Raw genomic sequence first — 9,072 nt, forward strand, 5'->3', positions numbered from 1 at the left:
TGATTCCTAACGTGGAGTGCGGGCGGTGAGGCCGAGGCCGGCAAGGCCGACGAGTGCGACGATCAGGGAGAGCGCCGACGACGCGTTGTAGGCGCCGGCCTGCTGCAGGTTGAAGATGACGACGCCGAGCGTCTGCGAACCGGGGGAGAGCAGGAGCACGGAAAGCGTGAGCTCGCGCACGGCGGTCAGGCCGACGAGGATCGCCCCGGAGATCGCCGCGGGCACGGCCATGCGGCACGAAATGTCCCACAGCGCTCGCAGCCGCGAAGCGCCCGAGATGCGCGCCGCCTCCTCGGCAGTGGTCGGCGTGGCGGAGAGCGGTGCGTGCACCGACTGCACGACCAGGGCGAGGAACGACGTGAGGTAAGCGCAGAGAATGAGCCAGGGAGTGTTGTACAGCCCGATCTTCGGCGCGATCACGAGCCATGCGACGGCGATGACGAGCCCAGGGATCGCCTGCGGCAGCAGCGAGAGCCCGAGCAGCACCGGGTTGCTCCGAGCGCGTGTGCGGGTGACGAACGTGCCGATCCCGAGCCCGAGCACCCCGCAGATGAGGGCGGCGAGCGTCGCCAGCATCAGCGAATTGCCGATGCCGGTGAGCGTTCCCGAGGCCGACAGTGCGCGCTCGAAGCTCGCGAGAGTGATCGTCTCGAGGCTCAGCGGCACACCGGGCGCCGGCAGAAGGGACTGAATGGCGAGCGTGATGAGCGGCAGCACGGTGACCGCGAGCACTGCGACAGCTGTGAGCGCCCCGACCGGCACGCGGGCGCGTCCGAGTGGGAGCAGCGCGGGCGCTCCGGCCTGGGCGTCGAGTTCGACCCGGGTGCGCGCGCGCAGCAGATCGACGACCACGCCGAGCAGGGCGATCGCGAGCAGCACGAACCCGATCGCCGAGACCACCGCGAGGGGGTCGTCGACGGTGCCCGATTGCAGGTAGCGGTAGACGAGGGTCGAGAGGGTGATGTAGCGCTCGGGGAGTCCGATGATCGACGGGATACCGAAGTCGGCGAGGTTCGACACGGCGATGAGCGTGAAGGACGAGAGCATGGCGGGGCGCAGGAGCGGGGTGGTGACCTCCCAGAGCGCGCGCGGCGCCGAAGATCCGGCGATGCGTGCCGCCTGCTCGAGGTCGGCGGGGATGCGTCGCAGCGACGCCGTCACGATCATCATCGCGATCGGGTAACTGTGCAGTGTCAGCAAGAAGATCACGCCGTCGCCGCCGTACAGGTTCCAGAGCGGTGCACCGAAGCGCTCCATCCAGAACGTGTTCACGGCCGCCGACGGGCCGAGCAGGCTGAGCCAGGCGATCGCCCCGACGAACGGTGGCATGAGCATCGGGCTGAGCGCGAGCAGCCGCAGTGCACGCCGGCCGGGCACGTCGGTGCGTTCGAGCAGTACGGCGAGCGCGCTGCCGACGACGACGGCCAGCACGCCGGAGACGGCGGCGGAGACGAGAGAGTTGCCGGCGGCTCCGAGCACGTCGGGATCGCCGAGCGCCGACCACCCGCCACCGGTCGCGGCGAGCGCGAGAATCGACGCGATCGGCACGAGGATGAGGGCGGCCACGGCGCACCACAGGGCGACGCGCACGGCGCCGAGGCCGTCGAGGCGCAGACCGGCGCGCTTCATGGAGGTCTCTCCGGGTGTGCGGCCGGTGCCGCGGGCCCGACCAGAACCGGTCGAGCCCGCGGGCAGCCGCGTGAGCGTATTACTGGAAGAGGCCATTGAAGGTCTCGACGGCCTCGGCCTGCGATGCGCGAATCGTCTCGAGGTCGGGGTTCAGCAGCGTGATGTCGGCGGTCGCGGGTGCGCCCTCCGGGCTCTCGACGTCGTCGCGGATCGGCAGGTACGACTGCGAAGCGGCAATCGCCTGGCCCTCCTGGCTGATGAGGAAGTCGACGAAGAGCTGCGACGCCTCGGGCTCGGCGGTATCGGCGAAGATACCGACCGGCTGCGACACGAACGGCACACCCTCCTCGGGGTACACGGCCTCGATGGGCGAACCGGCCGCGGCGAGATCGCGCACGAGCGAGTCGACCACGATGCCGACGGGGCTGCTGCCGTCGGCGACCGCCTGCGAGACCGGTCCGTTGCTCTCGGCGATCAACGGCTGGTTCGCGGCGAGCCCCTTGAGCCAGGTCATGCCCAGAGCGTCGTTGTCGAGCCACACGGCGGCGTTGTACGCAGCCGCACCCGACACGTCGGGGTTCGGCATCGCGATCTTGCCGGCGTACTCGACGTCGGTGAGATCCTGCCATGAGGTCGGTGCGTCGGTGATCGCGTTCGAGTTGATCGCGATGACTGTCGGCAGCACGCGCGTGCCGACGTAGAAGTGCTCGGGATCGACGAGGTCCTGGTTGATCGCCGCTGCTTCGGGGGATTCGTATTCGAGCAGCAGGTCGCGCTCCGCGTAGTCCTCGAATGTGCCTGCGTCGGCGGCCAGCAGCAGGTCGGCGCCGATGTCGCCCGACTTCTCCTCTGCGGCGATGCGCGCGGTCAGATCTCCGGTGCCGGCGCGGAAGACGTCGACGGTGATCTCGGGGTGCTGCTCGGAGAACGCGGCGACGATCGCATCGATCTTCTCCTGCGGCTCAGAGGTGTACAGGGTGATCGTCGAGGCGTCGGCGGCGCTGGCGTCTCCGGAGTCGCTGGCGTCTGCAGATGCGGCGCAGCCGGTGAGTGCGAGGGCCGACAGGGCGAATGCGGCGATGACGCCGGTGGAACGGTTACGAGACATGAGTCGCTTTCTGTGCAGAGCGGATGATGGGTTGGGTGAAGAGAGGTTCGGGGGAGTGCAGCGCGATGGCCGAGGCACTCACGCCCTCACCCGTGAACTGCACGAGCGAGAACATGGGGGAGTCGTGCCCGGCAACCGCATCGGGTCCGGCGTTCATCACCTGGTGATAGGCGAGCGACGGGCCGACGAAGACGGGAATGCCGCGCACCGACGCTGAGAGGCCGTGGTGAAAATGGCCGGCGAGGATCGCTCGGACGTCCATGCCGTCGAGCACGTCGAGCAGCGCCTCGGCGTTGCGGAGGCCCTGGCGCCTGAGCGTCGGCAGCGGCGATCCGAGCGGTGCATGGTGCAGCGCGATGATGGTGCCGCGCTCCGCCGGTTCGGTGAGCTCCCGCGCGAGCCAGCCGAGTTGATCGGCGTCGATGCTGCCGGTGCGCGAGTCGAGGCGCACCACGCGGAAGCCATCGACGAAGTGCGAGGCCGTGTGCCCACCGGTGTGCCCGGGCAGCATTCGTGCCGCGATTGCATCGTCATGATTGCCGAGAACGGTGAGCACTGGTGCGGCCAGGCGATCCTGCAGGCGCTCGCATGCCGCCGCGATGGCGCGGTACGCTCCAGGATTGCCGCGTTCGATGAGGTCGCCGGTGACGACGACGGCCTCCGGCGTGATGCCCGTCGCAAGCGCGTAGTCGGCGACGCGCTCGAGCCGCCCGACCCCGTCGACGGCGTCGTAGAGCAGGCCGCTCTCGGTGGCGTGCAGGTCGCTCACGTGGAGCACCGTGAACCTGCCCGTGTCGCGGCTCATGCGACCGACCCCGTAGCGACGACGGCGTGCGCATCCGCTCGGTCGGCGAGTGCGGCGAGGTGCTCGGCCGTGGCGCCGTGCGAGCGCAGGTAGTGCTCGACGCCTCCCAGCTCCTCCACGATATCGAGGGCTGATTCGAGTGCTTCCGCGGGGCTGTCGAGATGCAGACGCTCAGCGGCAGCGCGCGCGGCTGCCGACAACGCGAGCCCAGCGAGATGATTGGCTGCGATGGTTTCACGAGCGGGCCGCACCGTAGCGCCCGAGCTCGCGTAGTCGGCGACGACCTCGGCCCGCGCGTCGCCGGCTGCGAGGCGTGCCAGGGCGACGACGAGGCCGGTGCGGTCTTTGCCGGCGGTGCAGTGCACGACGGCAGTGCCCGGGTGCTCGGCGATGGCGATCACGGCGGCTGTCACACGTCCACCGCGTTCGCGCACGAGCCGGGCGTAGACGTCTTCGAGTGTTCCCGCGCTCGGTGGGGCCTCGCCGTACAGCGGGACCGAGCGCACCGGCATCGCGTGGCTGCGCGGTGCGTGCTCCGATACCTCGCGCAGATCGATGATGAGGTCGACGCCTGCGTCGCGGAGTGCGCGCTCGCCGCCGGGGGTCAGAGCATCGAGCCCGGCTGAGCGTACGAGCCAGGGCCTGCGACGATGGCCGATGCCGCGTGCGTTGTAGCTGCCCTCGAGCGGTATGACGTGCACTGCTGCGATCTCCTGCCGTTGTCGCCCATTACATCGGGCGTGAAATGCGGTTACATGAGCAGCATCTCGGGGTCAGGTGTCGCGCCGGTGAACGGGCGGAGGCGTGCGCCTGTCGAGCTGGGAAAAACTGCGCAATCCCCAGATCAGCAGTGGTTTACGGGTGTGAATCGGCGAGCGCGTCGGCGACGACCTCGCGCATGTCGAAGGCATCGGCAGTGGAACGCAAGCCCGCGACTTCGGCGATGAGCGTCTGAAGCAGCACGGAGTGACCGAGTCGACTGAAGAACGGGTCGACCGCGTGATGGGTGCCCACGGCGCCCGTGGAGAGCGCGACGTCGGAGAGCTCGACGAGCGGCGCTCGTTCATAACTGCACAGTGTGATGATGCGCGCACCACGCTTGCGCGCGGCCCGCACCGTGGCGAGCGTGTGCGCGTTCGCCCCCGAGTGGCTGAGCGCGAGACACACGTCGCCCTCGTTCAGGCTGTGCGCGGCGAACTGCTGCGCAAGAATGTCGAGCGGGGCCTCCACTGGCCGGCCCACCGTGGTCAGCCGCATGGCGGCGTCTTGCAGCGGCGGTGCGGAGAATCCGTTCGCGGCGCACACCACGCGCGACGCGCGTGCGAGTAGCGCAGCGGCGTCCGTGAGGGCCGTGCGGTCGATCGAGCGCTGCCCGACGCGGAGTGCTGCGCGCGCGCTCTCGAACATTCGGTCAATGGAGTCACCCGGCGCATGCTCGTCGGAACTCGGTGCGGGCAGTTCGCGCGCGAGCTCGAGACGCAGGTGCTGGAATCCGCGGAATCCGAGCCGCTGACAGGCGCGGATCACGGTGGCGGTCGACGTGCCCGCCGCAGTGGCGAGTTCCTGCGTCGACCACTGCGGCACATCGGCCGGGCGGTCGAGGATCACGCGGGCGACAGCGCCCTCGCTCTGTCCGAGGGTTGCAGCGAACGCGCGAATGAGCGCGAGTGCTGACGAGGGTGCCGCTGAAGGGGGCATCGCTGGCGGGGGAGTTGCTGAGAAAGGCGGAGTCGGCGGCATGCGTTCACGGTAGGCGGCGCCGGTGAACGCGAGGTGACGCTGCGGTGGACTGCGCGCATCAGCCCGCGATGACGAGGAGCTCGCCGACCTCGCAGTCGAGCGCACGGCAGATCGCGGTGAGCGTCGAGAAGCGTATCGCGCGCGCCCGATCGTTCTTGAGTACGGAGAGGTTCACGAGGCTCACACCCACCATCTCGCTCAACTGCGTAAGGGTGAGGCCCCGTGCTGCGAGCAGCTCGTCGAGCCGGCAGTGGATCGCGTGCCCCTCCTCGGGGTCGGCGGGAGTCATACGAGCCCCTCGGTCTCGCGCTCGAGGCGCACGGCGCGTCGGAGCGCGATGTCCACGAGGCCGGACGCCGTGAACGCGAAGAGAATGATCCAGTACCAGCCCCACCACGCCACTGCTCCGGTGTCGGCAGCTCGCACATGCAGGGCGGCCGAGACCCCGTTCGAGGCGAAGTGCCAGAAGATGAACGCGCCGAGCGCCCCGCCGCCGCCGCTCCACATCGCCGCACGAAGGGTGCGGCTCGTCGTGCGGGTGAAGAACTCGCCGCGCAGGAAGCTCCATGTCAAGCGTGCCGTGCACGCGATGACCACGAGCGCCGCGATGGATGCGAGCGCGATGGAGAGAGCGAGGCTCACGGTTGAAATCGGATTCACGCCTGAAACGATGACGTCGATCCGGCTCGCGATCCCGGTGATCGGCTCCATTGCGATCGGCCCGTCAGAACCGTAGTCGGTGAGGCCTTCCGCGGTGATCTCCTGCGAGTGGATCGGAAGGCTCCAGGCGATACCTCCGGGAACGAAGCGCTTCGTGAACTCGGCGATTGCCAGGGCGACGACCGCGACGGCTGCGACGACGCCCAAGGTGAGGACGGCGCATGCATCGGCACGGATGCGCCGCGAGCTGAACTCTCGCGGAGCGGGAGGCTGCTGCGAGCGCTGGGGCGAGGACATGACGACTCCTTATCGATCATCGTTATTATCGGTAATCGATAAGGTACCGGCTGTGGGCGCTGGCAGTCAACCGCCCGTCACGCCTGCGGCGAACAAGGCCCCGCGATCCGGGATCACCACGTAGCCTGTTTCCATCGGCGGCGCCTTTCCCGTGCTACAGGCGTCGCAAGGAGGTAGGAGATGTTCGAGAGATTCACTGATCGTGCTCGCCGGGTTGTGGTGCTCGCCCAGGAAGAGGCGAAGATGCTCAACCACAATTACATCGGTACTGAGCACATTCTGCTGGGCCTGATCCACGAGGGCGAGGGCGTTGCAGCGAAGGCGCTCGAGCAGCTCGAGATCTCGCTCGACGCAGTGCGTGCGCAGGTCACCGACATTATCGGCACCGGGCAGCAGCCGCCGGCGGGGCACATCCCGTTCACGCCGCGCGCCAAGAAGGTGCTCGAGTTGAGCCTGCGCGAAGCGCTGCAGCTGGGCCACAACTACATCGGCACGGAGCACATTCTGCTCGGTCTCATCCGTGAGGGCGAAGGCGTCGCCGCGCAGGTGCTCGTGAAGCTCGGCGCCGACCTCAACCGCGTGCGCCAGACCGTGATCCAGCTGCTCTCGGGGTACCAGGCGGGCAAGGAGAGCGCGACCGTGGGCGCTCCCGAGACCGGTGGCGAGTCGAAGGGCTCGCAGGTGCTCGACCAGTTCGGCCGCAACCTCACCCACGCGGCGCGCGAGGGCAAGCTCGACCCCGTGATCGGCCGTGAGAAGGAAGTCGAGCGGGTCATGCAGATCCTCTCGCGCCGCTCCAAGAACAACCCCGTGCTGATCGGCGAGCCCGGCGTCGGCAAGACTGCCGTCGTCGAGGGCCTCGCGCAGGCGATCATCAAGGGCGAGGTGCCCGAGACGCTGAAGGACAAGCAGGTCTACGTGCTCGACCTCGGCTCCATGATCGCGGGCAGCCGGTACCGCGGCGACTTCGAGGAGCGCCTGAAGAAGGTCACCAAGGAGATTCGCAACCGCGGCGACATCATCATCTTCATCGATGAGATCCACACGCTCGTGGGTGCCGGTGCGGCAGAGGGCGCGATCGATGCCGCCAACATTCTGAAGCCCATGCTTGCGCGTGGTGAGCTGCAGACCATCGGCGCCACCACGCTCGACGAGTACCGCAAGCACTTCGAGAAGGATGCAGCGCTCGAGCGCCGTTTCCAGTCGATCCAGGTCGCGGAGCCCTCTCTGCCGCACTCGATCAACATCTTGAAGGGTCTGCGCGACCGCTACGAGGCGCACCACAAGGTCTCGATCACCGACGGCGCCATCGTCGCCGCGGTGAATCTTGCCGATCGCTACGTGCAGGATCGCTTCCTGCCCGACAAGGCCATCGACCTGATCGACGAGGCCGGCGCGCGTCTGCGCCTGTCGATCCTCTCGAGCCCGCCCGAACTGCGCGAGTTCGACGAGAAGATCGCCGTTGTGCGCGCCGAGAAGGAGCAGGCGATCGAGGGTCAGGACTTCGAAGCCGCCGCGAACAAGCGCGACGAGGAGAAGAAGCTGATCGCCGAGCGGCTGCGCCTCGAGAAGCAGTGGCGTGCGGGCGACGTGGCGACCCAGGCCGAGGTCGACGAAGGCCTGATCGCCGAGGTGCTCGCGCAGGCGACCGGCATCCCGGTCTTCAAGCTCACCGAAGAGGAGACCTCGCGGCTCCGCTTCATGGAGGAGGCGCTGCACCAGCGCGTCATCGGCCAGAACGAGGCCATCTCGGCACTCGCGAAGACCATCCGTCGTCAGCGCGCAGGCCTCAAGGACCCGAAGCGCCCGTCGGGCTCGTTCATCTTCGCCGGCCCCACGGGCGTCGGCAAGACCGAGCTTGCGAAAGCGCTCGCCGAGTTCCTATTCGATGACGAGGACGCACTGATCTCGCTCGACATGTCGGAGTACGGCGAGAAGCACACCGTTTCCCGTCTCTTCGGCGCCCCTCCCGGGTTCGTCGGGTTCGAGGAGGGCGGTCAGCTCACCGAGAAGGTGCGCCGCAAGCCGTTCTCCGTCGTGCTCTTCGACGAGATCGAGAAGGCGCACCCCGACATCTTCAACTCGCTGTTGCAGATTCTCGAGGAAGGTCGCCTCACCGACGGCCAGGGCCGCGTCATCGACTTCAAGAACACCGTGATCATCATGACGACGAACCTCGGTTCGACCGCCATCGCGGGCGGCCCGGTGGGCTTCCAGCTCGAGGGCGACTCGTCGGTCGGGTACGACATGATGAAGGGCAAGGTGAACGAGGAGCTCAAGAAGCACTTCAAGCCCGAGTTCTTGAACCGTGTCGACGACACGATCGTGTTCCCGCAGCTGACCAAGCCGGAGCTGCTGCAGATCGTCGATCTCTTCGTCAAGCAGCTGAAGGATCGCCTGCTCGATCGCGACATGCACATCGAGATCTCGGCACCGGCGCGCGAGCGCCTCTCCGAGGTGGGCTACGACCCGACGCTCGGTGCGCGTCCGTTGCGCCGCGCGATGCAGCGGGAGATCGAGGATCGCCTGTCCGAGCGCATCCTGAGCGCCGAGCTGCTGGCCGGCGATCTGGTGAAGGTCGACTTCGTCGATGGCGAGTTCACGTTCGCGACGGAGCCGCGAGCGGATCGCGACCCGAGCGCAGCATCGGCTTCGGCCGCTGCGGCGGTCGCATCGACTGCCGCCACGCCCGGTAACGCGGAATAACGCATCACGGCATCGAAGGGGCCCGCTGCTCAGGCGGGTTCTAACGGTGGTCGCAACACCCCGAGTTTCGGGAGGTTGCGACCACCGTGTCGTTTTCGGAGGAATCTGCGTCGTTAAAGGCGCGGTT

The 9,072-nt window shown here is 68.1% G+C and carries 8 protein-coding genes; 1 reads left to right on the top strand and 7 read right to left on the bottom strand.

Annotation, left to right across the window (positions count from 1 at the left end):
* Window positions 1–6: 6 nt before the first annotated feature.
* The 7 genes from AB0O71_RS14500 to AB0O71_RS14530 all read right to left on the bottom strand — a co-directional run bounded on the left by AB0O71_RS14500 (window position 7) and on the right by AB0O71_RS14530 (window position 6,239).
* Window positions 7–1,725 (bottom strand): iron ABC transporter permease, encoded by a 1,719-nt coding sequence (locus AB0O71_RS14500; protein ID WP_363746427.1) that lies wholly within the window; start codon window positions 1,723–1,725, stop codon window positions 7–9.
* Window positions 1,709–2,737 (bottom strand): ABC transporter substrate-binding protein, encoded by a 1,029-nt coding sequence (locus AB0O71_RS14505; protein ID WP_363746429.1) that lies wholly within the window; start codon window positions 2,735–2,737, stop codon window positions 1,709–1,711. The genes AB0O71_RS14500 and AB0O71_RS14505 overlap by 17 nt, the downstream gene beginning before the upstream one ends.
* Complete coding sequence (locus tag AB0O71_RS14510) at window positions 2,727–3,542, bottom strand: metallophosphoesterase (protein WP_363746431.1); 816 nt, start codon at window positions 3,540–3,542, stop codon at window positions 2,727–2,729. The genes AB0O71_RS14505 and AB0O71_RS14510 overlap by 11 nt, the downstream gene beginning before the upstream one ends.
* Window positions 3,539–4,243: a tyrosine-protein phosphatase gene (locus AB0O71_RS14515; RefSeq protein ID WP_363746433.1), complete on the bottom strand. Its 705-nt coding sequence runs from the start codon at window positions 4,241–4,243 to the stop codon at window positions 3,539–3,541. The genes AB0O71_RS14510 and AB0O71_RS14515 overlap by 4 nt, the downstream gene beginning before the upstream one ends.
* Before the next feature lie 154 nt (window positions 4,244–4,397).
* Complete coding sequence (locus AB0O71_RS14520) at window positions 4,398–5,240, bottom strand: MurR/RpiR family transcriptional regulator (protein WP_363746435.1); 843 nt, start codon at window positions 5,238–5,240, stop codon at window positions 4,398–4,400.
* 100 nt (window positions 5,241–5,340) lie between these two features.
* A complete protein-coding gene (locus AB0O71_RS14525; protein ID WP_363746437.1) occupies window positions 5,341–5,571 on the bottom strand; it encodes a helix-turn-helix transcriptional regulator in 231 nt (76 codons plus the stop codon).
* Window positions 5,568–6,239 (bottom strand): hypothetical protein, encoded by a 672-nt coding sequence (locus AB0O71_RS14530; protein WP_363746439.1) that lies wholly within the window; start codon window positions 6,237–6,239, stop codon window positions 5,568–5,570. Before AB0O71_RS14530 ends, AB0O71_RS14525 begins: the two co-directional genes overlap by 4 nt.
* Window positions 6,240–6,419: 180 nt before the next feature.
* Between AB0O71_RS14530 and AB0O71_RS14535 the strand changes: the two genes are divergently transcribed.
* Window positions 6,420–8,945 (top strand): ATP-dependent Clp protease ATP-binding subunit, encoded by a 2,526-nt coding sequence (locus AB0O71_RS14535; protein WP_363746441.1) that lies wholly within the window; start codon window positions 6,420–6,422, stop codon window positions 8,943–8,945.
* Window positions 8,946–9,072 lie beyond the last annotated feature (127 nt).

The sequence above is a fragment of the Leucobacter sp. NPDC077196 genome, assembly GCF_040687075.1.
Classification (GTDB): domain Bacteria; phylum Actinomycetota; class Actinomycetes; order Actinomycetales; family Microbacteriaceae; genus Leucobacter.

Coding starts and splice junctions, on each gene's coding strand:
- AB0O71_RS14500 (WP_363746427.1), bottom strand. CDS start 1,725: ATGGCCTCTTCCAGTAATACGCTCACGCGGCTGCCCGCGGGCTCGACC.
- AB0O71_RS14505 (WP_363746429.1), bottom strand. CDS start 2,737: ATGTCTCGTAACCGTTCCACCGGCGTCATCGCCGCATTCGCCCTGTCG.
- AB0O71_RS14510 (WP_363746431.1), bottom strand. CDS start 3,542: ATGAGCCGCGACACGGGCAGGTTCACGGTGCTCCACGTGAGCGACCTG.
- AB0O71_RS14520 (WP_363746435.1), bottom strand. CDS start 5,240: ATGCCCCCTTCAGCGGCACCCTCGTCAGCACTCGCGCTCATTCGCGCG.
- AB0O71_RS14525 (WP_363746437.1), bottom strand. CDS start 5,571: ATGACTCCCGCCGACCCCGAGGAGGGGCACGCGATCCACTGCCGGCTC.
- AB0O71_RS14530 (WP_363746439.1), bottom strand. CDS start 6,239: ATGTCCTCGCCCCAGCGCTCGCAGCAGCCTCCCGCTCCGCGAGAGTTC.
- AB0O71_RS14535 (WP_363746441.1), top strand. CDS start 6,420: ATGTTCGAGAGATTCACTGATCGTGCTCGCCGGGTTGTGGTGCTCGCC.